The sequence below is a fragment of the Leifsonella bigeumensis genome (genome assembly GCF_039537265.1).
In the GTDB taxonomy this organism is placed as follows: Bacteria; Actinomycetota; Actinomycetes; order Actinomycetales; family Microbacteriaceae; genus Terrimesophilobacter; species Terrimesophilobacter bigeumensis.
The window spans coordinates 322,314-346,705 of the sequence record NZ_BAABAE010000001.1 but is presented as its reverse complement, the minus strand read 5'-3'; the positions used below and the strand labels follow the sequence as shown (position 1 = coordinate 346,705).

The window sequence follows — 24,392 nt, the reverse complement described above, 5'->3', positions numbered from 1 at the left end:
TCGTGCGGACTCGTGCGGGCAGGCCCTGCTGTTCGTGGCGCCTACGCGGGTTGTGACGTTCGATGTGGTGTTCGGGAGGCGGTGGGCGGCATGAGGATTCTGACGGTGCGGCAGCCGTGGGCGTGGGCGATCATCCACGGCGGTAAGAACGTGGAGAACCGGCCGCAGAACTTGGCGGGCGACTACCGAGGGCCGATCGCGATCCATGCGGGCAAGGAATGGGATCTCCGGGGCGGGCGTTCCGGGCTGATCTGGGACGCTCTGAGCGACGACTTCGGCTGGCCGGTCGGTGCTGAGGCTGCTCGTCATGATCCTCGTCCCGGATTCGATGCGATCCGGCCGCTCGGCGCGATCATCGGTGTGGTCAACCTCGTGGGCGTTCATCGGACGCGCGAGAACGGGGAGTGCCGGCCCATGGGGCTTGGGTGGTGCTCTCGATGGGCGGAGCCGAACGCTTGGCACCTCAGGCTTGCTGACCCGCGTCCGCTGGTCGAGCCGATCCCGTACAAGGGTGCTCTGGGGCTGCGCGAGCTCCCGGCCGACGTCGTCGAGCGCATCCTCGCCGGGGTGACCTCGTGACCCTGATCTGCATCACCCACTCCATGCCGGGCCGTTCGTGCACGTTCCGGGGTCACCACCTCGACACCTGCGACGGAACCCGCAACGGCAAGGAGTGCCACGGGTGTCTCCCCCGGCCGGCCGAGACCGGCATTCTCTGTCGCTCCTGCTGGGAACGTTTCGAGGCTGCCCTGTCGACGGCCGTCGACCTGATCACCCACCTGCGGTCGGTCGAGAAAGGCCCGGTCTCGATTGATGGGGTGCGGACCTCCACCGTGGTGGCTCCGACGTTCCCGGGCTCCTGGCAGGCCGCTGACCGGCTGTGGGTGGCCCTCTGCAAGGTCGCGATCGTGCACGCGATCGACACGCGCGGGGAGGAACCGCTCTGGCCGTCATGGACTTCGGAAGGTCTGGGGTTCTCCATGACCGCCACGATCGACCAGGTCGCGGATGCGGTGAAGGGACTCGTCGAATGGGTCAGCGCATCCCCCGAATCTGTTGTTGCCCGGACAGCTGGTGCTGAGGCGGCGGTGGAGTTCTTCCGTGAAGTCCAGAGAGCTCTGGCGATGTTCCCCATCTCGGAGCGTGACCAGAAACTCCGCCCGATCCGGTGCCGTGAATGCCAACAGTTCACCCTGTGGAAGCACCCGCCATTGCACTATCTGGACGACATTGTGGTGCAGTGCGCGAACCCTGCCTGTCAGGCGCTCTATGACCCGGACATGGCCCGGTTCGACATGCTCGTGCTCGCGCAAGAACTGAGCCAGCAACGCCCGGATGTGAGCGCGGCGATCGCGGAACAGGTCACGAAACTGCTGGCGCAACCGTCCGCCGAACTGCTCAGTCTCGCCGGGTTGAGCGCAGCGTGTGAGGCAGGTGACCACTGGAACAGCCTCGGCTGGGGCGGCTGTCGGTCGGTCTCGTGCCATTGCGAGTGTCACGAGCATGCCGACGTCACGGTCGGCCATGGCGCCCTCACCACGGTGACGGTGGGCGCCCCACTCTCGTTGCCGCCGAGTACGGCGGTGCAGGATCCGGGAACGTGTCCGCGTTGCTGGTTGATTCACGAAGGAGCATGCGCATGAGCGACAAGCACGAAGCACTCGCGAAGGTGATCGCGGACGCTCAGAATGTCCCGTTCCCCGGTGTGAAGCAGCGAAACATCGCTGCTGCGGTGGTCGAGTTCCTGACCAGCGACGAAGCCGTGACAAGGGCTGATCGAGCTGCACGCGGGTGGTTCCTGCTTCGCCCCATGCCGGGCGACATCGGACGCGCTGCGATCCTCGCCGCTGTAGGGGGTTCCGATGATTGACGGAGTGACCACCGAATACACGCCGACAACGGCGCAGGTGCGTGACGGTTACGCGATGAACGAGTTCGGAGAGGTCAGCGATCGCTACGCGGCCGAGTTCGACCGTTGGCTTGCCGCCCATGATCGTGAGGTCGCAGAGAAAGCCTGGGACGAGGGCTACCAGAGGGGTCTCGACACTCAGTACGGCACGGCAACTCCCACTGGGAAGTCCTATGACCCCGACCCGAACCCTTACCGATTGGAGCAGAGCAATGACTAAGCACGACAAGACGGCAATTCCCGAAGATACGAAACTCGTTCGGCTGGCGCACGGCGGACGCGAACAGAACTGGTGGCGAGTCCGCGCACAGGACGACCGCTACGTGGTCCTCACCCGCCAGGCCCCATTCCGCCCCGCTGGCGAGGTTGAGTACACGATCATCGACTGGGAGCGAGGGGTCCGGGGTCCGAGCAACCTGATCGGGCAGGGCTGGCACGAGACGATGCCGGACGAGGAGTGCGAACACCTGCTCAGGGCGTTGAACGGTCTGGACGATGATGGTCACCCCCATGTTGAGGTCTCGCATCGGAACAACGTGCCGATCCAGATTCTCAGGATTTCCGGGGTGGAGCGATGACCGAGAACGACACTCGAAAACTGATCGAGAAAGCCGACGAGTGGCTGGTGAACTTCGGGCAGGGATTCCAAGAGTTCCCCGGAGGCCCGATGGTTGCCTACGAGGGCACCGAACTTATCCGCTCCCTGCATGCGGCTTTGGAGGCGTCTCTCCCCACCGAGGACGACCGGACTGCGTTGATCGAGCATCTTCGCAGGAGGTTGGGGCAGTTCAACGGAACTCAGTTCTGGGTTGAGTTCATGGGGACTGCGGAAGTCATGGCCGACGAGATTCTGGCGGGCTTCCACACTTCTCACTTCCCACCAGAGACCGAGGAGACGAGCTGATGGTCAACATGGTCGGCTTCTCTCACGACCACTACGGCCCCAAGGCAAACTCGACCGAGGTTGGCGCGGCCGGATCATTCCTGCGGATTGAGTGGCTACTGGGCGGAGCGATCAAGGTGGGATTCCCGTGCGGAACTGCGCGGTTCGAGTCTTTGCATGATGCGCGTGCGTATGTGGATGCTCCGGGTGATGTTGGTCTCGCGGCTCGTGCGGTTTCGGTTGTGGGGGTGACGAAGTGAAGCGTTCGGTCGTGGTTCCGTCGCACCAGCACAAGACGTTTGACATCAAGCCGCTCGGTGAGTGCCGCGCGTGTGACGACTTCCACGAGCGTCAAGGGTTGACGAGCGAGGACGTGGAGGCCGCGATGCTCAGGGAACCGCCCGGCGGAATGCTGAGGTTGCTGCGGATGCTGCGCGACCTGAACCCGGAGAGGCACGCCCAGTATCTGGAGTGGATTGCTGAGGGCGTGACGTTGGCGGATGCCGTCGACGAGGCGATGGGCGAATGGCCCAGCGAACGAAAGGAGCAGTGATGACTGACGGAGTGACCACCGAATACACGCCGACAACGGGCGAGGTCAAGGAGGTTTACGCGCAGGGCCTTACTAGGCGGTGGGGGATGTTCGACCGTTGGCTTGCTGCCCATGATGCGGTCAAGGACCAGCAGATCACAGAACAGGCGATCAAGTGCAATAACGATCGGTTCGACTTGCTGCGTCGTGCTGAGGTTGCCGAGGCGAAGATCGCGGCGGTAGCTGAGCTGGCGGATGCGATCACCCGCGACTCGCACTGTTCACACCTGGGGCGCGACATTCGGACGTTGCTCACCACTACAGGGCAGGAGCAGAGAAATGACTGACGGAGATAAGCGAGCAGCGCAGATTGAGTACCTGCGTCTGCTCAAGGACGAGTTCCGGTTCTACTGGCCGCACGGGACTGTGAGGTCAAGCGAGCCGGGCGAGCGCGAGTCGTTCGATAAGGCAAAACAGAAGATCGCGGAGCTAGAGCGGAAGATCGAGATTGGATTGGGGATGAGGTATGTCTGACGACACACGAAAGCTGATCGAGCGACTGCGGACGGATGCGCACCATCCGGGCGTTGCTCCGGCGACTGCGCTGCAAGCTGCGGATGCGTTGGAGGCGTCTCTCCCCACCGAGGACGACCGGGGGGCGCTGATCGATGTCTACCAGTCAACGTGGAGGCTGTGGCAGACGCTTGATGCCCCCGATCGCACGGGCTTTCCGTCGTTCCGCGCGCACCTTGTCGAAGCGCTGATCGCTGCGGGTTTCCGTCGTGCTCCCGTCCCACCCGAGACAGACGAGGGGCCGTGGACCGCTTGGGACGGCATCTGGCGGACCATCCCGCAGGACCGCGCCGAGCAGGCGCGCGTGCTCATGACGTGGACAAAGCGCGAGCTGGTCGAGGCGTTGATTGCCGAGCGTCAGGCAGACCTACAGCGGACCGAGTTCGGCATCCGATTCCTGGAGGGGAAGGTCGCTCGCCTCGAAGCCGCTCTTGCTGCTGTCCCACCCGTGACCGAGGAGACGGAATGGGAGTACCGCCGAGTCGCGCCGGATGGCCGACCGGTGATCGAGTGGACGTTTGAGTCGATGCCTCTATTGGACGAGGGATGGTCGGCTCAACGGCGCTCGCTTGGCCAGTGGGTGCCGGTACCCGAAGGAGGCGACCGTGGCTGAGCGCGGCGCGGAGGTCGCCGTGGACTGGGTGAACGGGCTGGTGCTTCACGAGGGCGATGCTCAATGGCACTCGTGGGATGAAGCGATCTACGGCCCGGTACCCGAAGGAGACAAGCGATGAGCCGCCTCGAGAGTGCCGCGACGATCGAAGCGAAGGTCGGCGTCGAGCGTCACCCGGTGTTCCACTGGGCGCGAGCTGTCTCTGCAGAGCAGCGCGTCTATGTGTTGCATTCTGCCAAGTGTCGGGACTCGGGCATCGACCTTCGCGACTGCGAGTTCTCTGTCGCCCTTGACCGTGGGATCGAAGCCGCCGTGCCACGAGCGGGATGGGCCGGCCAGTATGACCGCCCTGTTGTGCTGTGCATCTTCCGGGGGTACCTGATACCAAGTTCGATGAGTGAAGCCGCGGCGGCTGCGGATCTACACGAGCGGGTCACGGTCGATGCGTACGACCTCGAGTGCAGCTTCGGTGATTGCGAGCACGACGGCGACTGCCCGTCTAGTCCGCTCGAAGTCTGCCTGGCTTGCTCGACGTGGGTGGAGGACACCGAGGTCTACACGCCGTGGTCCGACGCCGAGCAGGCGAACCATCGTCCCGAGGGAGGCGACCATTGAGCGACACCAAGTACGATCACGACCCCGAAGCCCTCGCATGGGCTCGCGCCAAGGTTGAGGCGTTCGTCGAGAAGATGCGCAACTTCGAGGAGCAGGCGTCTCACGCCGATCCTCCCGCTCCTGAGCGTGAGCGGCAGTGGCGGGTGTTCGCGAACGTCGCGGAGTCGCATTTCATCGGCGGTGAGGGCTGTGTGATCGCGGCGTTCGATGAGCGCCTGCCGAAGGTCCTTGACGCGTTCGATTCCGCTCCGGTTGTGGGTGGGCGGTCCGATGCCTGAGCAGGTCTGGCACCACCAGCGCAAGGGTCGCATCGTCGGCGAGATCGTCCGCCAAGACGACACGTGGACTCACATCCGGCTCTCCGAGGACGCATGGGCCGACGTTCGCAAACGTCACCTCGACCCCTCCGGCACAGTGCAGACGTACCGGACCGAGTACCTCGTCGAGTTCGAGGGCACCGCATGACAGGCGCCACTCGTCCCACGGGCCGCACCCTCACCTACGAGGAAGCCGCCGAGCTCGCCGGTAAACACCTGGCCACCATCTACCGGTGGGTGAAGAACGGCCACGTCCGCGAAATACTCGGCACCGACTCCACAGGCCAATCCTTCTGGGGAGTAGCCGAAACCGACATCCTCACCATGCGCGACAAGAAATGGACGCGACGCGCCCGACCACACGCCGCAGCCTAACTTGACACAAGATGCGAAAGGCCATCAGATTGAGATAGATGATGGCCTAGTCCATCCCGAAGCCCCGGAAGAGCCGACAACTCCCGGGGCTTCACTCATTCCACCGAGGAGACGCAATGACTCTCGACACGTCCACGCGACCCGGATACGCGGACATCCGCATCGGCGGCATCCAGTTCGGCGCCACCAACCTACACCGAGCCAACCCAGACGCACGCTGGACAACCGGCATCTACGGCGATCGATGGACCAAACCCAACGGTGAACGCACATGGTGGGTCATGATCGCCCTCCTCGGGTTCGGCATCGAAGCCTGCAAGTAGTCCACAACACTCAACACTCCTGAGGCCCTAAGCCTCATCCGCAAGCAGCCAGGCGCTGCGAACCGAGGTGATGGCAATGGCTTCAGGTGTGCCAGTTCAGCCAGAGCAACGCGCGCGCGCGAAGGCTCTCATGTCCGAGGGCAAAGGCCGCAACGAGATCGCACGCGAGATTGGCATCTCAACCCGTCAGGTGGACCGGATCGCTGAGGAAGAGGGCCACAGCTTCGACGCGTCGGGGACTGAGACCGCGGTCAACGCCCGTCGCACTTCTCGTGCTGCGCGTCGAGCGGACATCATCGACCGCCTGTATGACCGCACCGAGAGAATCCTTGACAGGCTCGAAGCCGACACGTTCGAAACTCTCGGAACTGGTGAGTACGGGACATCCCGAGAGTTGACCCTGAGCTTCGTCCCCACGGCGGACGAGAAGAACCTCGCCTCGACGATCAACATCTACCTCGACCGTGCCGCGAAGCTCGAGCTCGTCGACGACGGTGACGGTGTTGCCGAAGCAGATTCGATGCTGGGCCGTCTGGCGAAGAGGTTCGGTCTTGTCGACTGACCTCGAGTTCGACATCTCCCCGAAGCAGGAGCTCTCCATTCGGGAAGCCACCAAGCAGGTGTGCGTCTGGGAGGGTTCGGTCAGGTCGTCGAAGACGATCGCTTCGCTGATCCGGTTCATCATTCAGGTGCCGTTGGCCCGTCAGGGTCGCATCGTGATCATGGGCCGCACTCGTGAGTCGATCTTCCGCAACGTGTTCGAGCCGTTGATGGACCCGGAGTTGTTCGGCCCGTTCGCTAAGCATGTGAAGTACACGGCCGGCGCCCCGACCGCGCGCATCCTCGGCCGGGTTGTGCATGTGATCGGCGCGAACGACAAGCAGGCTGAGGACAAGATCCGCGGTATGACCGTGGCCCTCTGCTATGTGGATGAGATCACTGTTCTGCCTGAGGGCGCGTTCAAGATGATGCTCTCCCGGCTCACCGCTCCCGGTGCGATGCTGCTGGGCACAACGAACCCGGACTCTCCCGGTCACTGGCTGAAACGCGACTACCTCGACCGTCTCGATGAGCTCCCGAACTGGGCGTCATGGCACTTCGTCCTTGACGACAACATCGCCCTGTCGGCTGAGGCGATCGCGAACCTGAAAGCCAACTACACGGGCCTCTGGTACAAGCGTTTCATCCTCGGCGAGTGGGTTGCCGCTGAGGGCGCCATCTACGACATGTGGGACCCGTCACCGGGCGCCGGCTACGTCATCCCCTGGGAGACCTTGCCGGAGATGCGCGAGCTCGTCGCGGTCGGTGTGGACTACGGGACCACGAACCCGACCGCCGCACTCCTGCTGGGCATCAGCGCCGAGATTGATCATCTGGGCCGGCCGACACCGCGCATGTTCTTCATCGACGAGTACCGGCACGACTCGAAGGTGACCGAGCAGAAGCTCACCGACGCCGCCCTGTCTCGCGAGCTGGTGAAGTGGTTGAACGAGAACCACCTGCCCGCCTCGACCCGCTCCCGTCTGGTGCCCCGCTACACGATCCTCGACCCGTCCGCCGCTTCCCTGCGTGTGCAGATGCAGCAGGACGGTGTCACCACCACCCAAGCCGACAACGACGTCCTGTACGGGATCCGCACGATGGCGTCACTGCTGGCCGAACACAAGCTCATCGTCACCGACCGCTGCAAAGGGTTCATCACCGAAGCATCCGGGTATGCGTGGGACCCCGACGCGACTCTCAAGGGTGAAGAGAAACCGATCAAGGTCGCCGACCACAGTCTCGACGCCGCCCGCTACGCGGTCACCACGACCGAGAACATCTGGCGTCAACACATCAAGCTCGCAGCATAGGAGGCACCCATGGCGTCAGCCGACGAGTTCCCTCCCGCCCCATTCGACATCGCCCTCGACCGGTTCCGTGAGCATGAAGCCTGGTGGACAGGCGACACTCTCACCCTGCAGTCGATGTATTCGGGCGAGGTCGCCACGCACACCCACAATGGTGTCCCGTACCGGGGTGGACTGGTCGGATCACTGTCGAAAGCGTTCTGGGGCGCGCCGATCGTGGCGACCGAGAAGCGCATGAAGATGCACGTCGACCTGGCTGGGGGTATCTGCCGGCTGTCCGCCACGCTCCTGTTCGGGGAGCAGGTGAAGATCCGCTACCCGAAACCGCCTGAGTTGGATGCGGCCGGCAAGGATCCGTCGAAGCCGACCAAGAAGTGGGAGCACGAGGGGCAGGCTCGACTCGACGAGATCATGAGTTCGGATGAGACCCGCGCGCAACTGTTGCAGGCTGGTGAGCTCGCTGCCGCCCTCGGTGGTACTTACCTGTCGGTGACGTGGAATGAGCGCCTGGCTGACCGGGTGCGGATTCGCGCGTACGCCGCCGATTGTGCGCTCCCGGAGTTTCAGGACGGCATCCTCACCGCTGTGACCTTGTGGACCGAGTACCGGGTCGAGCAGGCCGTGTATCGGCTGTTGGAGCGTCACGACCCGGGGATGATCTCCTACTCCCTCCACAAAGGGTCGGAGAAGGTTCTGGGTCCGGTGGTGCCGATCAACTCACTGGATGCGACCGCGCACTACAACGGGCTGCGCTCCCAGGCTGAACTGGATCTCGCGATCGCCGAACCGGGCTCCTGGTCGGAGACTGTGACGGTCTCCACTGGTGTTCCGAAGCTCGCTGTCGTGTACATCCCGAACAGGATGCCGAACAAGGACTGGCGCAAGCAGGGCGTTTTGGCGAACCTCGGCCGGTCTGATCTCGCCGGCATCGAGGATGAACTCGACAAGGTTGATCAGGCATGGTCCGCCCTGATGCGTGACGTTGCCCTCGGGCAGGGGCGTCTCACCGTCCCGGAGTCGTGGCTGGAAACGGCCGGCCGCGGCGAGGGTGGAACCGTCGATCTCGATCGGGAAGTGTATGTCGGCGTCAACGCGCTCGGCAAGGCCGACGAGCAGATGTCGGGGCAGATTCACGAGTCCCAGTTCGACATCCGCGACGAAGAGTTTGGCAACGTCATCGAGGGCCTGAAACGGGAGATCGCCTGGACCACCGGGTATTCCCTCGCCCACCTTGGGGTGGATGGTTCGGGGACGATGAAGACCGCCACCGAGGTGGATGCCGACTACTCCGACTCGGAGCGTGTGCGGGACGAGAAGGCCATGTACGCGAAGCCTGCCCTCGCCCAGCTGGCACAGGTGGCGCTCGCTATCGACGGGATCGTGTTCCCCGGCAAGGGCGGCGCCTGGTTCGAAGAACTGCCCGATGTGGACTTCCCGCCCGTGTCGCAGGAGGACATGGAGAAGGCGGCCCGCATCATCCAGTCGCTGTTCCTGTCCGAGTCGATCTCGAGGCGTGAGCGTGTGCGTCGCTCGAACCCTGACTGGGATGAGGATCAGGTCGACGACGAGGTTGATGCGCTATCCGAAGAGTTCGGGGCTCAGGCGCCGGACCCGACAACGTTCACTGGCGACCCGACCACACCGGACGGGACGCGACCGAAGCCTGACGAGGAGCCGAAGCCGTGAGCGCCGCGACCAAGGCCGCACTCGACGACGCGATCGCCGCGCATGTTGCAGACGAGCTTGACGGCGCTCTGCTCACCAACTATGTCGGCGTAGCCGCAGCGGTGAAGCCGGAGGATAGCGACCAGATGACGTACTACCTGCGGGTCGCGGCGGAACAGCCGATCCATGTGTCCATCGGCCTCACCGAATACCTCGCCAACAGGCTCGCTCTCTCGGTTGCCGACGACCCCGAGGAGTAGCTCATGGCCGTCTTCGTTCCGGATCCGGAAGCATTCGACCTCGAGGAGTTCATCGAGCAACTCTCCGACGAACTCGCACTCAGGTACCGGGATGCCGAAGACGAACTGATCCGAGAACTAGCCACCCGCGTCTACCGTGACCTCGAACTGCGCGAAATGCTCCCCACTGAACCGGTGCGTGGTGGACTAACGGCTGCGGAGCGTCGCGAGCAGAACCGGATCCTCGGCCAGTTGGCTGTGCACCGGGCACAAGCTGTCAGAGAACTGCAGGGCATGGCCGTGGCGATCGTGGAGCGCCTGCGTCGTTCAGGCATGGCTGAGGAGATCATCAAAGTCGCCGCCGAGGAAGGCGAAGCGGCCGCGGCTGCACGTCTCGGGCTTGCCAAGCGTCTCCCCACCGTCTTCCAGACCGGCTCTGCCGCCACAGCGGTGAGTGCCCTCGCGATCTCCCTCCAGTCACGGCTTGAGGTGATGAATCAGCGGATCACCCGCTACCCTCAAGACGCGTACCAGCGCATCGTGTCCCTCACCGCGCCGAACACTCTGCTGGGTGTGACCACGTCCCTCCGGCAGCAGCAGGCCACGGTGCAGCGGTTCCTCCGTGAAGGCATCACCGGGTTCGTGGATAAGTCGGGCCGCAACTGGCGGATCGGTTCCTACGCGGAGATGGCGGGCCGTACCGCGGTCAACCGGGCGTTCAATGATGCCGGAATCTGGCGAATGGAACAGTCAGGCATCCACCTGGTGACCATCGTCGGCGGGTTCGATGCCTGCAAACGGTGCGCGCCATGGATCGGCAAGACTCTCTCCACCGATGGGACACCTGCTGGCCCCCGGATCATGCAGCACTCCACCCAAGACCAGACGGTGACTGTGTACGTCGCGGGGACGATCGAGCAGGCGCGCAACGCGGGCTGGAACCATCCGAACTGCCGGTGCCGGCCGGTGGCGATGCTCCCCGGGCTCGCCGCTCCTCAACAGGACTTCGAGTACAACCAGCAGGCGGACGAGGACCGTCAGAAGCAGCGGGAGCTTGAGCGAGACATTCGGTCAGCGAAACGGGATCTGGATATCGCTCCCGATGCGGTGTCGCGGAAGCGTGCGGAACGGGACCTGAGGGAAGCGCGCGCGGCCCGCCGCGAGTTCACTTCTCGCACCGGTCGGCGTGTGCAGTCTCACCGCGAGCAGTTGCACTTCGCGGACGGCCGCTAACGAATTGGCGTAGCTCAACTGGTAGAGCGCCGGTCTCCAAAACCGGAGGTTGCAGGTTCGAGTCCTGTCGCCTTTGCCACTCACAGACGGGCGTAGAGACCGCCCGGTCTTCAACAAACTCGCGTGGCCCTGCTGTGGGGTTGAGGCGAGTCGGCCCGGCCCCGTGATTGCCGATGGAGGGGCGTCAACGCGGCAATTTCGGGTCTTCCACCGCGAAGGACGTTCCATGATGCTGCACCTTTCCAGCTAGGCGTACCTGCGCCCCTCCCCGCTTCTCGAACCAGCCCGTCCTTTCACGGCGGGCCTTTTCGTCCCTGCGCGCCGAGTGGCGAGCGTCGACACCTCAACGGTAGGCGCGCAGGGCCCTCACGTCCCGGAAGTTCCGGGCGATACACCGATGCGGCCAGGTGCCGCGAAGGAGAATAACCGTGTCCATCACGACGAACACCCTTGCCGAGCGTGGCCCCGATGGGCTGGCGATCATCGGCCGCACCCGCCACGCCCTCATGGGCATCCGCTACGAGAACGGCGAAGGCGGGGATGCTGCCGCGCAGGCCGCCGCCGCTGTAGCCGCCAAGGCCGCCGCTGATGCTGCCGCAGCCGCCGACGCGAAACCACCGTGGGGCGATGACCCGACCAAGTTCGACCCGGACAAGGCGTGGAAGCTCATCCAGAACCTCCGCACCGATGCTGAGGAACGGCAGACGAAGACGGACGCCGCGATCGCCGCAGCCGCGACGAAAGCCGCGGAGGATGCGCAGAAGGCCACCCTCGCCCAGTTCGCCAAGCTTCTCGGCGGTGAAGGGGAACCGGAGACGGACCCGGAGAAGCTACGTCAGGCGCTCGCTGAGCGGGACACGAAGCTCACCGAAGCCACCACGACAGCGGAGACCGCACAGACGGCCGTTAAGACCGCCGAACGCGCCCTGCAGGTTGCCCTCCACGCCCCCGGGCTCGGCGCCTCCGCCACCCTCCTTCTCGCCAACGAGAAGTTCAAGACCTCCATCGAGTCGGTAGAGCCGACCGATGAGGCGGCCATCAAGGCTGCGATCACCAAGGCCGTGCAGGACACGCCAACCCTCAAGGCAACCCCTCGCCGCTCAGGCAGCGGCGAACACCAGGGTGCCACCGTGCAGTCCCTCGAAGCCCAGCTGAAAACCGCTGAGGAGAAGAAGGACGTGTCGGAAACCATCCGCCTGAAGCGTGCCATCGCGTCCGCGCGAGCCGCCCAGGGATAACAACCCAAGGAGAACAGCATGGCTGGAATCAGCGGGCAGGGGACAACCTACAACCTGCCCAACTACGTGGGCGAGCTCTTCAATGTGAGCCCGTCCGAAACGCCCCTCCTCTCCGCAATCGGTGGTCTCACCGGTGGCGAAGAGGTCAAGTCGGTCGAGTTCGAGTGGCAGGAGGAAGACCTCCGCACTTCGACCGCGAACCGGTCCCGTCTGGAGGGTGCGAACGCCCAGACTGCCGACCAGCGTGTTCGCCGCAACGTGAAGAACATCTGCGAGATCCACCAGGAGACCGTCGAACTGTCCTACACGAAGCAGGCGGCTACCGGGCAGACGTCGGGTGTGAACAACGACCAGACCAACCCGGTCACCAACGAGATGGACCACCAGCTTGAGCTTGCGCTCGCGGCGAAGGCCGTCGACATCGAGCTGTCGTTCCTGCTCGGCCTCAAGCACGTCCCGGCCGACAACTCGGAGGAGCGGAAGACGGGTGGCCTGATCGAGGCGATCACCACGAACGTCGTCGAGAACGCCACCACGCTCCTCACGGAGGCATCGGCCGCGACCGACACCATCACGGTCACGCACGCGCTGAACAACGGCGACCGTGTCATGTTCACCGACGTGGGAGCTTCCACGACGATCGACACGAACACGGTGTACTACGTCGTCAGCAAGGCGACGACCGTCTCGTTCAAGGTCTCCCTCACCGAGGGCGGCACGGCGATCACGATCGGCACCGCCACGGTGTCCCTGCGCGTCATGCCCACCGCGGGCCCGACGAAGGACACCTACGACGCCCTGTTCGAGAAGGTGTTCCAGTCGGGCGGTCTCGGCAACGACACCGCCACGATCATCCTCGGCGGCCGCCAGAAGCGGTCCCTGTCGACTGCCTACGCGAAAGCGTTCGGGCAGTACCAGGAGGCGTCGCGGAACGTCGGTGGTGTGAACTTCACGACGATCATGTCCGACTTCGGCGTGTTCAACGTGCTGCTCGACCGGTGGATGCCGGCCGATGCGGTCATCGTGTCGACGCTGTCGCAGCTGAAGCCGAAGTTCCTCGTCACCCCCGGCAAGGGTCACTTCTTCTCCGAGCCGCTCGCGAAGATCGGCGCTGCCGACCGTGAGCAGCTGTACGGCGAGGTGGGCCTGCAGTGGGGCAACGAGCGCGCCCACGGCATCATCCGCGGCCTCCCGGTCGCACCGGTCTGGAGCTAACCCTCCACCCATTGTCCGGCTCGGGTGTGATTCCGAGCATGCCCGAGCCGGACCCCCTCACTTCTAGGAGAGCATCGTGCGCATCATCCATCCGCGTCCCGCACAGGGGCGCCAGAAGTTCATCGGTGTCGAGTTCGTCGACGGGTTCGCCCGTGTCGACTCACTGGACCCGATCATCGAGCAGACCCTGCTGCAGCACCGGTTCGTGATCGAACAGGAACCGACCGTCGACCTCGAGGCGCTCACCGTGAAGGAACTGCGGGAGATCGCCGACGTCGAAGGCGTGGCAGTCCCGGCGAGGGCGTCCAAGGCTGACCTCGTCGACCTGCTCAGCCGCACCCCGGCGGGCACCGGCCCCGACGGGGAACCGTTCGGTATCGCCGAGCTCGCAGACGGGACTGTGATCGGCGACGGCGAGTCCCCCGCCACGATTCCCGCTGACGAGCGCACCGCTGAGGACTGACCATGGCTCAGCGCGTCTACGCCACCGCAAGCGACTTCTATGACTTCACTGGCGGCGACGACCCGAACGAGGACCCGAACGGCGATCCTGTCGCGGAACCGACCACAGACAAGGACCTGAACGCGCTACTAAGGCGAGCATCCGGCCTGATCGACGGCCTCACCCGTCATTCCGTGTACGACGCAGACGATGACGGCTACCCGACGGATGCGGATGTCACGGAACTTTTCAAGGACGCCACCTGCGCGCAGGTCGCCTACTGGGAAGAGACCGAAGATCCCACTGGGGCGGTCTCTCAGGAGGGCACGTTCTCGATCGGTTCCGTATCGATCGGCGCCAGGGGGCGTTCTTCGGGGAATGGCGCGCCCGATGAGCAGCAGTCACGTGTCGCCCCCGAAGCGGTCGAGATCCTGACCACAGCCGGTCTGATCTCCGCAATCACTGCATACCGGTAGGAGCATCATGCCCAGACTGCGTGCCAAGCATCTCCCGCATCTGGTCGATGTGAAGGTTCTGCTCGGTGAGACCTCTGAGGGCGAGTCCTGGTCTGACTGGATCGAGGATGTGCCGGCGTACGTGGAACAGAAGTCGAAGCTCGTCGTCGACCGCCGCTCAACCTCCCCCACAGCGGGGCAGGAGGTCACGTCTTCCACGTTCGTCGTCGTCCTGCATGACAACGACCTCAGCCCCCGCTCCATGGTGAAGGTCTGGAAGGACACACCGCGGGAGCGGACCTCTGAGGTGGTCACCAGCGACTACTTCTCGTACCCGCGCGCACCGGGTCACACCCAAGCCTTTCTGGACTAGGAGGCCACCGTGGGAGTTCAGGCGAATGTCACTGTCGAATCCAACGTCTTCCAGGTGCTCAACGATGCCGAGGGGCGGCTGATGCGCGGCGAGAATAAAGCCGCTGAGCGTCTGCTCGCACTCTCCTCTGCGGAGGTTCCGTTCGAGTTCGGCACCCTCGATGAGTCCGGAGCGGTCCTCCCCGCCGAGAACGCAGAGGATGGGGCAGCCGTCACGTACGACACCCCGTATGCGGCCCGCCTGCACGAACACCCCGAGTACGACTTCCAGAACGGCCGGAAGGGCAAGTACCTCGAGGATCCGGCGATCCACAACCGCGCCGAACTCGGCCAGATTCTCGGCGCGGAGGTGCGTCGTGGCTGACTCCTACCTGGTCCTGTTCGACCGCGCCCTCGCTCAAGCTCTTGACGACCTCGAGTTGGGTTTGTACAAGCCGACGGGCACGTACACGGCCGCCGAATCCACTCTCGCCAAGCCCGCCATTCTGGTGAGCGGCCCAGACCTCCCCACGACTCTGGATAACTGCATCGTCCTGAACCAGCTGGACCCTATCATCGAGGGCCGCGCCGATCTGGTGCACCGGGTGCAGATCATCTCGCGCCTGGCTGGCACCAAAACCCAAGCGCGCAACCTCGCATGGTCATTGCGGGTAGCGCTGGATCAGAAAGAGCAGATCCCGCCGGGCTTCTACGTGTCGTGGTCGACGATATTCTCCGAGCTCGCCGCGACGAGAGATGAGTCCGGTCGGTACACGACGTACCAGAACTTCCACTTCCGCGGTCGCCGACCGCTCTAGACCACCCCTCCATGCGAGGGGCCCGCCCTGATGGGCACCCCCGATAACACAAGGAGAAACCAATGTCAGACACCATCTACGACGCCACCCAGCAGACCGCTGGGACGCTGGCGAAGTCGCATGAGAAGATCATCCGCGTCAAGCGTGACGGTGTGTTCGAGAACATCACCGGCGACGCGAACAACCTCGGCGCTGTCCCCACCGCCGTCATCACCCCACGCGAGAACTACGGCAACAAGGGCATGCCGTCGATCGAGAAGCTCGGCGACTCGTGGGTTGTCACGGTCGACGTCGAGGCGGTGCGTGACTCCAATGGGGTCATCATCCAGACGTGGCTGTCGAACCTCGTCACCATCGCGCAGGCGTCCGGCGCGGACAACAAGGTCGAACTGCAGGTGTTCGATGGTCGCGACGAGAACCTGAAAGCGATCGAAGGTTCCTTCTCGGTCGCCACAGCGGACCTCTCCGCCGTCTCCACTGGTTACCAGGACAAGGGCGCCTACCGGTTCATCTTCACCTCCGACGGTGTCGTGGATCTCGTCACGTCCCCGATCGCCGGTACGGGTGAGCCGATCATCGAGTCGGCGACCCCGACCCTGCAGACGGTGGGCGACCAGATCGTGCTCCGCGGGTACAAGTTCACCGGCACCACCGGGGTCACGATCGACACGCAGGCGGTGACGGAGTTCCTTGCTGGCCCCGAAGGCGGCCTGGACGACTACACCCTCGTCATGGTCATCCCCGCCACGGTGACTGGTGCCGCGGACATCATCGTCACCAACGCGACCGGCGCATCCGCTGCGTTCGCGTACACGGCCCAGACGGTCTAACCCTCGAGGCGGCGGACTCTTCGGGGTCCGCCGCCTCCCTCTCGGAAAGGAACATCATGGCGATCACCGCCACCCAGGAGGGCAGAAACCTCCACCTCCACGTTGAAGGGCTCGACCCTTTCATCGTGAAACCCCTCCCCGGGGAAGCCGGTTACAAGATGACCGAGGCATACCTGAGCACGGCGCGCGGCGGCGGAGACCAGCTGGAAGCGACTCTCGCGCTCGTCATGGCCGTGGATGGCGCAGTACACGATCCTGAGACGGACCAGTGGACACCCGTTCCTGAGGAGGAGCGCACCAACTCGAACCGGATGGGCAAGGAACTCTCCACCTCCGAAACGGAGGACGTCGCCATGGCTGCGTTCTTCTGGCAGACCATCCTCGGTGCAGCAGGGGTGAGCATCTACCTCGAAAACGGGGGAGGTGTCGGCGGCCACACAAAAGCACTGGGGGCGCTGGTCCAGCGTTTGGGGCTCTCACCCCTGCTGACATCGCCCAGTTCGGCATTGGAAAACCTGATCCAGTTACAGGCGTCTATCCCGAGTACGTCTACCCCCGAGGGTGGAAAGAAGCCCGGGCGGCAGCCGCAAGACAGGCTGCCCAAAAAGAAGTAGCCGAACGCTCCCTCACCGCACGAGAGTTCTGGACCCTGCTGCTGCCGAGCCTGTTCGGCGAGATCGAACTGGATCTCGCCCAGTATCACCTGATCCCGGACCTTGACCGCGCCCTGAACTCACGGCCGTGGCATTTCGTCCGCTCCGCCATCGAACGACTCTCCCACGTGGAGGGCTCCTGGACCCAGAGGACGGTGACGGCGCATGTTCGAAGCCGGGTCGATCATCTGGCGAATCCAGACGGTGGGGAAGGACGTTCTCAAGCAGGACCTCGCCCAGTCTGAGGCGGCCGCCCGCAAAACCGGGGACGCGCTGAACCAGACGGGCAAGAAGACTGAAGAGCTCGGCCGGAAGTCCGCTGCTGCCGCGCCACAGGTGCGCACGGTCAAGCAGGAACTCGCCGGCATGTCGTTGACCGCTCAGGCGGCAGCGACGACGGTGGGTCATTCGATGGTGGTCATCGGTGCCGCCATGGTGGCCACCTCCGCCCTGACGGTGAAAGCCGCGATTGATTGGGAGACCGCCTGGACTGGGGTCACCAAAACGGTCAACGCCACCCCGGAGAAGCTCGGCGAGATCGAGGACGGCCTGAGGGGGCTCACCAAGGTCCTCCCGGCGTCACATTCGGAGATCGCGGCGGTCGCTGAAGCAGCAGGTCAGCTGGGTGTCGCCGCCGATGATGTTGTGGGATTCACGAAGGTCATGATCGACCTGGGTGAGACCACGAACCTCTCGGCGGATGAAGCGGCCACGTCTCTGGCGCAGCTGATGAACATCATGCAGACCGCCCCGGAAGACGTTGACCGGCTCGGCTCGGCTGTGGTGGCTCTGGGAAACAATGGCGCTTCCACTGAGCGCGACATTGTCGAAATGTCCCAGCGGATCGCTGGCGCCGGAAAGATCATCGGCCTGTCCGAGGGAGAAACTCTGGGGCTCGCGAACGCTCTCGCCTCCGTGGGGATCGAAGCTCAAGCCGGTGGCTCATCCGTCAGCAACATCATGATCGACATCGCCAACGCGGTCTCCCAGAAGGGTTCGAAGCTTCTCGAGTGGGCGAAGCTCGCCGGGATGGGAGCGGATGAGTTCGCCAAGAAGTACAAAACGGCACCGGCCGAGGCTCTCGCCCTTGTCATCGAGGGGATGGGCCGGCTGAACCGTGCTGGCGGGGATGTGTTCGCCACCCTCGAGACCCTCGGTCAGACCGACATCCGCACCACCCGCTCGCTGCTCGGCCTTGCCGGCGCAGGCACTCTACTGCGTGATTCCATCGAACTGGGCAACCAGTCCTGGAAGGACAACAACGCCCTTCAGATCGAGGCCGAAAAGCGGTACGAGACCACGGCCGCGAAACTCGACATGGCCCGCAACTCCATTGTCGATGCAGCGATCAAGCTCGGCCAGCATCTCCTCCCTGCCGTGGAAGCCGTCGCAGGCGCCGTGGGGAACCTGTCCGACTTCCTCGGCGGCATGCCCCCCGAACTGCAGGGAGCGATTGCCGTGCTGGCGCTGCTGACCGGTGGGATTGTCCTCGCCGGCGGTGTCGCGCTGCTGGCAGTCCCGAAGATCGTCGCGTTCCGGCAGGCGGTGGCCACGCTCTCGACGGAGATGCCGCGCGCCACAACTGCGGTGAAGGGCTTCGCAGGGTTCATGGGCGGGCCGTGGGGCCTCGCGATCAGTCTCGCCCTCATCGGCATTACCGACCTGATCGGTCGAAGCGCTCAAGCGGCCTCCCGCATCGACGAACTCACTCAGTCTCTGGATAAGAACACCGGGGCGATGACCGAGAACACCCGTTCGGTGGCGATCAAGCAACTCTCCGACGCGGGCGCTTTCGACATCGCCAAGAAGTACGGTGTCGCGCTCGACGACGTCACCGATGCGGCCCTCGGCAACCAAGATGCCTACGAGCGGGTCACGAAGGCTATCGACGATCAAACAAGTTCCACTGGGGACGCCAACGGGTACGCGTTCATCTTCCGCAACAGCCTCCGGCAGGTCAGCGGCGAGCTTGACTCGGCGAAGGAGAAGCACGAGCAGCTTGCCGAAGCGCAAGGGGAGGGCACGAAGACCACAATCTCCGCGTCTGATGCCTACGTGGACGCGCAGAAGGAGATCGACGGCCTCGAGCAGGAACTCGATCAGCTGATCGACACCCTGAACAGGGCTAACGGTGTCGGGCAGGACGCGATCACCGCAAACATCGACTACCAGGATGCTCTGGCGGCCGTGGATGAACAGATCGGCAAGATCAAGAAGGGTGCCGACGGGTACGCTGCCAGTCTCGACATCACCACGGCGGCGGGCCGCGACAACATGGCCCTCCTCGTCGACCTCGCCGATAATGCTTGGGATGCGGCGAAGGCGCAGCATGATCTCGACGGTGACACGAAGGCTTACCGGGAGTCATTGGAGACCAGCCGCGCGACCCTACTCGACCGGATCCATGATCTCGGGCTCACGGGGGATGCCGCAGAAACACTCGCGGACCAGATCCTGAAGATCCCTGACGAAACCCAGTGGACGGTGATCGCGGAGACTGCGAACGCCGAGAACCGCCTGCGGGGCTTCATCAATTCGTGGGACGGCAAGCGCATCAACATCACCGTGGACGCTCACGGCGGCACCGTCTATCAGGTCCCCGGAACGAGCATCAAGTTCAATGCCGACGGCGGGAATGTGAAGTTCTTTGCCGGCGGTGGGGAGAACCATGTCGCTCAGTTCGCGCGCGCCGGAGATGTCCGGGTGTGGGCGGAACCGGAAACTGACGGCGAGTGGTACTTCCCCGAGGCGAAGTCGAAGCGCCCCCGCTCCCTTGCTTTGGCCGAAGACATGCTCGCCGGGTGGGGGTTCCAGATTGTTCCTTCTGGGGCGCAAGGTTTCGCCGCGGGCGGCCAGTCTTCTATCCAGTTGAGCTCAGGTCACCCGCGGGCTGAAAGCATCATGGCCACCGATCTATCCGACTCCACTATCGACAAGCTCGCGCGCGCGCTGGCGGGGATTGTGCGAAATGAGAAGCGGCAGGGGTTCTGATGCCAACATATGAAGCGTCCTACCCGTCGAAGTCGTCGTGGAAACTCCGGCTCGTTGTTACCGAGTCGAACCTAGATGCGGTGGCGAACACCTCTGATGTGACCGAAGCGCTCTATATGGTGCGCGGTGACGGGTCTACACCATGGATCAACTCGGGTACCGGGTATTCGGTGGGTGGCCCTGCGGGCGGTTCGGGAGACTTTCCCGCCTACGATTTCGAGGGCATCCATTCGGGGACCGACTACTCGGCCACCCCGACCGGCGGGGCTGTTCTGATCTTCTCGTCTACGCAATCGGTAGTGCATGATGCGGATGGATCGAAGTCGTTTACGGTGTCGGCGTCGCATGCCGCGGCCGCGACGCTGGGGACGGCGTCGATCTCGTCGAAGACTGTCACGCTGACGAAGCTGACTCAGGTGCCGGGGACCCCGACGGGGGTGACCGCGACACGAGTGTCGGACACGCAGACGACGGTCGCGTGGACGAACAATGATGCGGCTAACGGTGCCCGGACGGGGAACAAGGTCCAGCAGTCGGTCAACGGTGGAGCGTATGCGGATGCGGCGACGATCGCTCCGGCATCGTCGGTGGTGGTCTCGACGGCGGTTAACCGGAAGACCGTCTATAAGGTCAACGCGTCGAACTCCGCCGGAACCTCCGCCTACTCGATCCCCTCCGCGCCGATCTACACCACCCCGGCTGCACCCTCAGGTGTGTCGGCGGCGAAGAATGCTTCCCTGGACGTAGTGGTCGTTTGGACCGATAACGTCGCCTTCACGGAGCACACGCACAAGGTGGAGACTGCATCCTCCAGTGATGGCGGGGCGTCGTGGTCAGCATGGTCGACGCTAACATCGGCAGGATCGGGTGGCACGTACACGCATGCGGCACCGGATGCGGCGAAGCTGTGGAAATACCGGGTCACAGCAGTCAACTCGGATACTGCTGCCCTGGCGTCCTCGGCGGTGGAATCGAACACGGTGCAGCTGCTGGCGGCACCGAACAAGCCGACCCTGCCCGCTCTGGGTCCGTTCGTGGACAAGGCTGCCGCGTTCGTGGTCCCGTGGACTCACAATCCGGTGGATACGACACCGCAGACCGCGTACGAGGTCGGCTATTCCACGGACGGTGGCGGGGTGTGGTCAACGACGGGGAAGGTCGCCTCGACCACCTCCTCCAAATCGTTTGCCGCATCAACCTACGCGGCCGATGTTGCCCTGACCGTCCGGGTTCGGACGTGGGGTGAAGCCACCACCGGCGGGGCGGATGGGACCGGTGCGTCACCGTGGTCTGATCTGGCGACGGTGACGGTCAAGACTCGCCCCGTTGTGACGATCACCGCGCCAGTGGATGCGGGGACGTGGACTGAGGCGGAGCTCACTGTCGAACTCGGCTTCTCACAGGCTGAGGGCGCCACGTTCGTGTCCGCGACGATCAGCCTCTACGAAGGTGTGACGCTGCTGGAGCAGTTAGCCTCCACCACGCTCGCGTCAACGGTGATGGATACCCGAGTTGCGAACGGTGGCTCCTACACGGTGAAGGTCACCGGGCTGGATTCGAACGGGCTCACCTCTGCTCTGGTGGAATCCGATTTCACCGTCGCCTACACGGAACCCGTGACGGCAAGTGTCACGGCCACATATTTAGAGGATTCCGGGATCGGGCAACTCGAGGTGACCATTCCGACCGCTGGTGTTGGTGAAGCCGATGCGGTGTCCGTGTCGATCACCCGCACCATTGACGGGGCGACGGAGACCGTGTTCACGGACTACCCCACCGAACCGGTTTTGACTCTGCTGGATCTCACCCCTACGATTCACGGCGACAACCTGTATACGGTCACCACCAAATCGGCTGATGGTGCCACCGCCGAAGTCCAGGTGACGATGACCACGACGGAGGATAGGTGGGCGTTCCTGTCGAAGGGCGCGGATTTCACCGACATCGTGGCGTTCTCGGCAAACCTGAAATTCGGCTCGACACCGACCGTCGACTCGGCTCTCTTGAAAGCTTCGGGCAGGTCACGTCCGATCGGCCTGTACGGCACCGGCGGCGATCTCGTCGTGTCGGGCACGGTCGACATCTTCGAGGACGACCCATCGACTCCGGAAGAGATTGAAGCATTTCTGTTGCTCTCCGGGAAAGCGTGCTACCGGGACCCGAGTGGACGGCGCATGTTCGGGCAGGTGGCCGGTGCGATCAGCCGTGAGAACTCAGCCCTCGCATCGCTGTCGTACTCGATCACCGAAACGTCATAGGGGGCATGGTGGTAATCCCAATCCCTACCGGTGTAGTTCAAGTTCGGTCGCTCACCACTGACGAGATCTTGTACGGAGATCGAGAGACGTCTTACCGGTGGGAGGTTCTTACCCATTCCGACGGGACCGATCATCTGGCCGGCTATCTGGATGGCGTGATCAAACAGTCGGCGAAGTTCGGCCAGTCACTGTATGCGCCGACGGTGAAGGGTAACGGGCATCTCAGGGTTGCCGACCTTGCGGTGGCGCAGCCGGGATTCATGACGTTGAGGGAAGTGACACTCACGTCAGCACGGTTGCGGCCGGTGCTGGTGATTGAGGGCTTGCCGGAGATTCCGTTGGGGGTGTTCCTCTTCGCGGCGGCACCGGAGGACTGGTCAGGATCCGGGAAGGTTGTGAGTCTGGAACTGCTCGATCGGGCGACCGTCTTGGACCAGGATCAGGTGGACGCCTCGTACACCGTGGATACGTCGACCGGGATCCTTGCTGCCGTCTCGGCAGTTATCTCGTCGGCCGGTGAGTCGATCACCATCGACGCCGAAGTGACGACGGCGCTCTCGTCGTCGATGGTGTGGCCTGCCGGGACGACGAAACTGCAGATCGTCAACGACCTCCTCGACGCGCTCGGTTACGACTCGCTGCGGGTGGATGGGGTTGGCCAGTTTCAGGCCAACCCGTACGTTTTGCCGGCGAACCGGTCGCTCACCTATGAGTTATTGAATCTGCCACGCGAGCTCGTCGACGGAGAGACCTCGATCTATTCGGAGGAGTGGTCGCGGGACGTCGACATGTTCTCTGTGCCGAACAAAGTCATTGCGGTGCAGGCCGGGAGTGGGGATGCTCCCGCTCTGGTGGGCGAGTACACGAACACCGACTCCAACTCGCCGTTCTCCTACCCGTCCCGCGGTCGGTGGATCACACGCACCCTGGACAACGTAGACACCCCGGACGGCACCGATGCTGAGGTCATTGCGTTCCTGGAGTCGAAAGCGCAGCAGTCGTTGATTGCGGCATCCGCGGTCCAGGCTGCGGTGACGGTGAGGTGCCTGCCGATCCCGGTTCGAGTCGGGGATGTGCTGCGATTCGCGAATACCCCTGCTGGGATTGATGCTCGCCATGTGGTGACGCGGATCGAGTTGGAGGCGAACTCGCTCGGTCTCATGAGACTCGAACTGCAGGAGGTGGTGAGCCTGTGACGTTCATCTGGGGTACGGTCAGCGCCGTGGGGCCGCTGCGCGTGGTGCTCGACGGCGACTCCGTCGAGATCCCGGTCACTCCTGACTCGCTGGTCGATCCGCTGACCTTCGCCGTCGATGACAGGGTCCGCTGTGAGTTGTCTGGTCGCCGTCTGATCATCCATGGCCGTGCGGGCGGGATCGAGATTCCTCCGTTCGTGGAGACGGTGACGGTCACCTACACGACTTCATCGTTGGCGAACAACGCTTCGGAGACGGCGACGTTGGATCTCGGAGTGGGGTTCACGGTTCTTCATTTCGTGTCTTCGAATGCGGCGAGGTTTCGGGCCTACCAGTCGGCGGCTCATCGAACGGCGGATGCGTCAAGGGTGGTCGGTGTGTTGCCGTCTGGGGATCACGGTCTGATCTTTGAGGATGACGGCAGTGCGGCGTCGAATTATGCGGCCGTCGCGGTCGGGGGGCTCTTGAATGGCGAGACGTTGTGCCCGATCTCGATCACGAACCGGTCTGGGGCGACGCGGACGATCACGATCACGTTGAAGGTGAGGCGGTAATGGCTATCGAGAAGACAACTGCGACGACGTTGGTGTTCACGTCGGCGGACGGGCGCGCCCGTGCGGATGTGAGCACGCAGGTTGACTTGGCGTACATGCTCGACGGTGGTTCGACGGCTGTGGTGTCGTTTCCGCTGACCGGGCTCGACCAGATTGAGACCCTCTTGTCGGCGGTGGCCGCGGATGGGGATGTGCAGGCGCTCGTCGTCGCGGCGACCCCGGTACCGGAACCGGAACCGGAACCGGAGCCGACGCCATGACCTC

Annotated in this window: 36 protein-coding genes and 1 tRNA gene; all 37 read left to right on the top strand. The window is 63.9% G+C overall.

Going from position 1 to position 24,392, the window contains the following annotated elements:
* The first annotated feature begins 90 nt into the window (after positions 1 to 90).
* The 37 genes from ABD678_RS01850 to ABD678_RS01670 all read left to right on the top strand — a co-directional run bounded on the left by ABD678_RS01850 (position 91) and on the right by ABD678_RS01670 (position 24,388).
* Complete coding sequence (locus ABD678_RS01850; RefSeq protein ID WP_344753103.1) at positions 91 to 579, top strand: ASCH domain-containing protein; 489 nt, start codon at positions 91 to 93, stop codon at positions 577 to 579.
* Entirely contained in the window at positions 576 to 1,643 is a 1,068-nt protein-coding gene (locus ABD678_RS01845) for a hypothetical protein (protein WP_344753101.1), read from the top strand. Before ABD678_RS01850 ends, ABD678_RS01845 begins: the two co-directional genes overlap by 4 nt.
* Positions 1,640 to 1,870: a hypothetical protein gene (locus ABD678_RS01840; RefSeq protein WP_344753099.1), complete on the top strand. Its 231-nt coding sequence runs from the start codon at positions 1,640 to 1,642 to the stop codon at positions 1,868 to 1,870. Before ABD678_RS01845 ends, ABD678_RS01840 begins: the two co-directional genes overlap by 4 nt.
* A complete protein-coding gene (locus ABD678_RS01835) occupies positions 1,863 to 2,129 on the top strand; it encodes a hypothetical protein (RefSeq protein WP_344753097.1) in 267 nt (88 codons plus the stop codon). The genes ABD678_RS01840 and ABD678_RS01835 overlap by 8 nt, the downstream gene beginning before the upstream one ends.
* Positions 2,122 to 2,487 carry a hypothetical protein gene (locus tag ABD678_RS01830; protein ID WP_344753095.1) on the top strand — a complete coding sequence of 122 codons (366 nt, stop codon included), beginning with the start codon at positions 2,122 to 2,124 and terminating at the stop codon, positions 2,485 to 2,487. Before ABD678_RS01835 ends, ABD678_RS01830 begins: the two co-directional genes overlap by 8 nt.
* Positions 2,484 to 2,813, top strand: a complete 330-nt coding sequence (locus ABD678_RS01825; protein ID WP_344753093.1) for a hypothetical protein — start codon at positions 2,484 to 2,486, stop codon at positions 2,811 to 2,813. Before ABD678_RS01830 ends, ABD678_RS01825 begins: the two co-directional genes overlap by 4 nt.
* A complete protein-coding gene (locus ABD678_RS01820; protein ID WP_344753091.1) occupies positions 2,813 to 3,052 on the top strand; it encodes a hypothetical protein in 240 nt (79 codons plus the stop codon). The genes ABD678_RS01825 and ABD678_RS01820 overlap by 1 nt, the downstream gene beginning before the upstream one ends.
* A complete protein-coding gene (locus ABD678_RS01815) occupies positions 3,049 to 3,345 on the top strand; it encodes a hypothetical protein (RefSeq protein ID WP_344753089.1) in 297 nt (98 codons plus the stop codon). The genes ABD678_RS01820 and ABD678_RS01815 overlap by 4 nt, the downstream gene beginning before the upstream one ends.
* Positions 3,345 to 3,671 (top strand): hypothetical protein, encoded by a 327-nt coding sequence (locus ABD678_RS01810; protein WP_344753087.1) that lies wholly within the window; start codon positions 3,345 to 3,347, stop codon positions 3,669 to 3,671. The genes ABD678_RS01815 and ABD678_RS01810 overlap by 1 nt, the downstream gene beginning before the upstream one ends.
* Positions 3,664 to 3,858 carry a hypothetical protein gene (locus ABD678_RS01805; RefSeq protein WP_344753085.1) on the top strand — a complete coding sequence of 65 codons (195 nt, stop codon included), beginning with the start codon at positions 3,664 to 3,666 and terminating at the stop codon, positions 3,856 to 3,858. Before ABD678_RS01810 ends, ABD678_RS01805 begins: the two co-directional genes overlap by 8 nt.
* The gene (locus ABD678_RS01800) at positions 3,851 to 4,510 is read left to right on the top strand and encodes a hypothetical protein (RefSeq protein WP_344753083.1); all 660 of its coding nucleotides are present in this window, start codon (positions 3,851 to 3,853) and stop codon (positions 4,508 to 4,510) included. The genes ABD678_RS01805 and ABD678_RS01800 overlap by 8 nt, the downstream gene beginning before the upstream one ends.
* Positions 4,503 to 4,631 carry a hypothetical protein gene (locus tag ABD678_RS01795; RefSeq protein ID WP_344753082.1) on the top strand — a complete coding sequence of 43 codons (129 nt, stop codon included), beginning with the start codon at positions 4,503 to 4,505 and terminating at the stop codon, positions 4,629 to 4,631. The genes ABD678_RS01800 and ABD678_RS01795 overlap by 8 nt, the downstream gene beginning before the upstream one ends.
* The gene (locus ABD678_RS01790; protein ID WP_344753080.1) at positions 4,628 to 5,125 is read left to right on the top strand and encodes a hypothetical protein; all 498 of its coding nucleotides are present in this window, start codon (positions 4,628 to 4,630) and stop codon (positions 5,123 to 5,125) included. The genes ABD678_RS01795 and ABD678_RS01790 overlap by 4 nt, the downstream gene beginning before the upstream one ends.
* Positions 5,122 to 5,403 carry a hypothetical protein gene (locus tag ABD678_RS01785; protein WP_344753079.1) on the top strand — a complete coding sequence of 94 codons (282 nt, stop codon included), beginning with the start codon at positions 5,122 to 5,124 and terminating at the stop codon, positions 5,401 to 5,403. The genes ABD678_RS01790 and ABD678_RS01785 overlap by 4 nt, the downstream gene beginning before the upstream one ends.
* The gene (locus ABD678_RS01780) at positions 5,396 to 5,590 is read left to right on the top strand and encodes a hypothetical protein (RefSeq protein ID WP_344753077.1); all 195 of its coding nucleotides are present in this window, start codon (positions 5,396 to 5,398) and stop codon (positions 5,588 to 5,590) included. Before ABD678_RS01785 ends, ABD678_RS01780 begins: the two co-directional genes overlap by 8 nt.
* The gene (locus tag ABD678_RS01775; protein WP_344753076.1) at positions 5,587 to 5,817 is read left to right on the top strand and encodes a MerR family transcriptional regulator; all 231 of its coding nucleotides are present in this window, start codon (positions 5,587 to 5,589) and stop codon (positions 5,815 to 5,817) included. The genes ABD678_RS01780 and ABD678_RS01775 overlap by 4 nt, the downstream gene beginning before the upstream one ends.
* 116 nt (positions 5,818 to 5,933) lie before the next feature.
* Entirely contained in the window at positions 5,934 to 6,140 is a 207-nt protein-coding gene (locus tag ABD678_RS01770) for a hypothetical protein (RefSeq protein WP_344753075.1), read from the top strand.
* A gap of 130 nt (positions 6,141 to 6,270) precedes the next feature.
* The gene (locus tag ABD678_RS01765) at positions 6,271 to 6,702 is read left to right on the top strand and encodes a hypothetical protein (protein ID WP_344753073.1); all 432 of its coding nucleotides are present in this window, start codon (positions 6,271 to 6,273) and stop codon (positions 6,700 to 6,702) included.
* Positions 6,692 to 7,993 (top strand): PBSX family phage terminase large subunit, encoded by a 1,302-nt coding sequence (locus ABD678_RS01760; protein ID WP_344753072.1) that lies wholly within the window; start codon positions 6,692 to 6,694, stop codon positions 7,991 to 7,993. The genes ABD678_RS01765 and ABD678_RS01760 overlap by 11 nt, the downstream gene beginning before the upstream one ends.
* Before the next feature lie 9 nt (positions 7,994 to 8,002).
* Positions 8,003 to 9,676 (top strand): phage portal protein, encoded by a 1,674-nt coding sequence (locus ABD678_RS01755; RefSeq protein WP_344753071.1) that lies wholly within the window; start codon positions 8,003 to 8,005, stop codon positions 9,674 to 9,676.
* Complete coding sequence (locus ABD678_RS01750; protein WP_344753069.1) at positions 9,673 to 9,915, top strand: hypothetical protein; 243 nt, start codon at positions 9,673 to 9,675, stop codon at positions 9,913 to 9,915. Before ABD678_RS01755 ends, ABD678_RS01750 begins: the two co-directional genes overlap by 4 nt.
* A 3-nt stretch (positions 9,916 to 9,918) precedes the next feature.
* Complete coding sequence (locus tag ABD678_RS01745; protein WP_344753068.1) at positions 9,919 to 11,127, top strand: phage minor capsid protein; 1,209 nt, start codon at positions 9,919 to 9,921, stop codon at positions 11,125 to 11,127.
* A gap of 1 nt (position 11,128) precedes the next feature.
* Positions 11,129 to 11,206: transfer RNA gene (locus ABD678_RS01740), tRNA-Trp, on the top strand.
* A gap of 349 nt (positions 11,207 to 11,555) precedes the next feature.
* Complete coding sequence (locus tag ABD678_RS01735; RefSeq protein WP_344753067.1) at positions 11,556 to 12,365, top strand: hypothetical protein; 810 nt, start codon at positions 11,556 to 11,558, stop codon at positions 12,363 to 12,365.
* An 18-nt stretch (positions 12,366 to 12,383) separates the two neighbouring features.
* Positions 12,384 to 13,580, top strand: coding sequence for an SU10 major capsid protein (locus ABD678_RS01730; protein ID WP_344753065.1), 1,197 nt, complete (start codon positions 12,384 to 12,386; stop codon positions 13,578 to 13,580).
* A gap of 76 nt (positions 13,581 to 13,656) precedes the next feature.
* Positions 13,657 to 14,043, top strand: a complete 387-nt coding sequence (locus ABD678_RS01725) for a hypothetical protein (RefSeq protein WP_344753064.1) — start codon at positions 13,657 to 13,659, stop codon at positions 14,041 to 14,043.
* 2 nt (positions 14,044 to 14,045) lie between these two features.
* Positions 14,046 to 14,498: a head-tail connector protein gene (locus tag ABD678_RS01720; RefSeq protein WP_344753063.1), complete on the top strand. Its 453-nt coding sequence runs from the start codon at positions 14,046 to 14,048 to the stop codon at positions 14,496 to 14,498.
* Between the two features lie 7 nt (positions 14,499 to 14,505).
* Positions 14,506 to 14,850 carry a hypothetical protein gene (locus ABD678_RS01715; protein WP_344753061.1) on the top strand — a complete coding sequence of 115 codons (345 nt, stop codon included), beginning with the start codon at positions 14,506 to 14,508 and terminating at the stop codon, positions 14,848 to 14,850.
* Positions 14,851 to 14,859: 9 nt separating this feature from the next.
* On the top strand, positions 14,860 to 15,213 hold the full coding sequence (locus ABD678_RS01710) for a hypothetical protein (RefSeq protein ID WP_344753060.1): 354 nt from the start codon (positions 14,860 to 14,862) through the stop codon (positions 15,211 to 15,213).
* On the top strand, positions 15,206 to 15,646 hold the full coding sequence (locus ABD678_RS01705) for a hypothetical protein (protein ID WP_344753058.1): 441 nt from the start codon (positions 15,206 to 15,208) through the stop codon (positions 15,644 to 15,646). Before ABD678_RS01710 ends, ABD678_RS01705 begins: the two co-directional genes overlap by 8 nt.
* 62 nt (positions 15,647 to 15,708) lie before the next feature.
* Positions 15,709 to 16,476, top strand: a complete 768-nt coding sequence (locus ABD678_RS01700; RefSeq protein ID WP_344753057.1) for a hypothetical protein — start codon at positions 15,709 to 15,711, stop codon at positions 16,474 to 16,476.
* Positions 16,477 to 16,532: 56 nt separating this feature from the next.
* Entirely contained in the window at positions 16,533 to 17,090 is a 558-nt protein-coding gene (locus tag ABD678_RS01695) for a hypothetical protein (RefSeq protein WP_344753055.1), read from the top strand.
* Positions 17,091 to 17,294: 204 nt separating this feature from the next.
* A complete protein-coding gene (locus tag ABD678_RS01690; protein WP_344753053.1) occupies positions 17,295 to 20,120 on the top strand; it encodes a phage tail tape measure protein in 2,826 nt (941 codons plus the stop codon).
* Entirely contained in the window at positions 20,120 to 22,378 is a 2,259-nt protein-coding gene (locus ABD678_RS01685; protein WP_344753051.1) for a fibronectin type III domain-containing protein, read from the top strand. Before ABD678_RS01690 ends, ABD678_RS01685 begins: the two co-directional genes overlap by 1 nt.
* 8 nt (positions 22,379 to 22,386) lie before the next feature.
* Positions 22,387 to 23,574 (top strand): hypothetical protein, encoded by a 1,188-nt coding sequence (locus tag ABD678_RS01680; RefSeq protein WP_344753049.1) that lies wholly within the window; start codon positions 22,387 to 22,389, stop codon positions 23,572 to 23,574.
* A complete protein-coding gene (locus ABD678_RS01675) occupies positions 23,571 to 24,128 on the top strand; it encodes a hypothetical protein (RefSeq protein WP_344753047.1) in 558 nt (185 codons plus the stop codon). The genes ABD678_RS01680 and ABD678_RS01675 overlap by 4 nt, the downstream gene beginning before the upstream one ends.
* Positions 24,128 to 24,388, top strand: a complete 261-nt coding sequence (locus tag ABD678_RS01670) for a hypothetical protein (protein WP_344753046.1) — start codon at positions 24,128 to 24,130, stop codon at positions 24,386 to 24,388. The genes ABD678_RS01675 and ABD678_RS01670 overlap by 1 nt, the downstream gene beginning before the upstream one ends.
* Positions 24,389 to 24,392 lie beyond the last annotated feature (4 nt).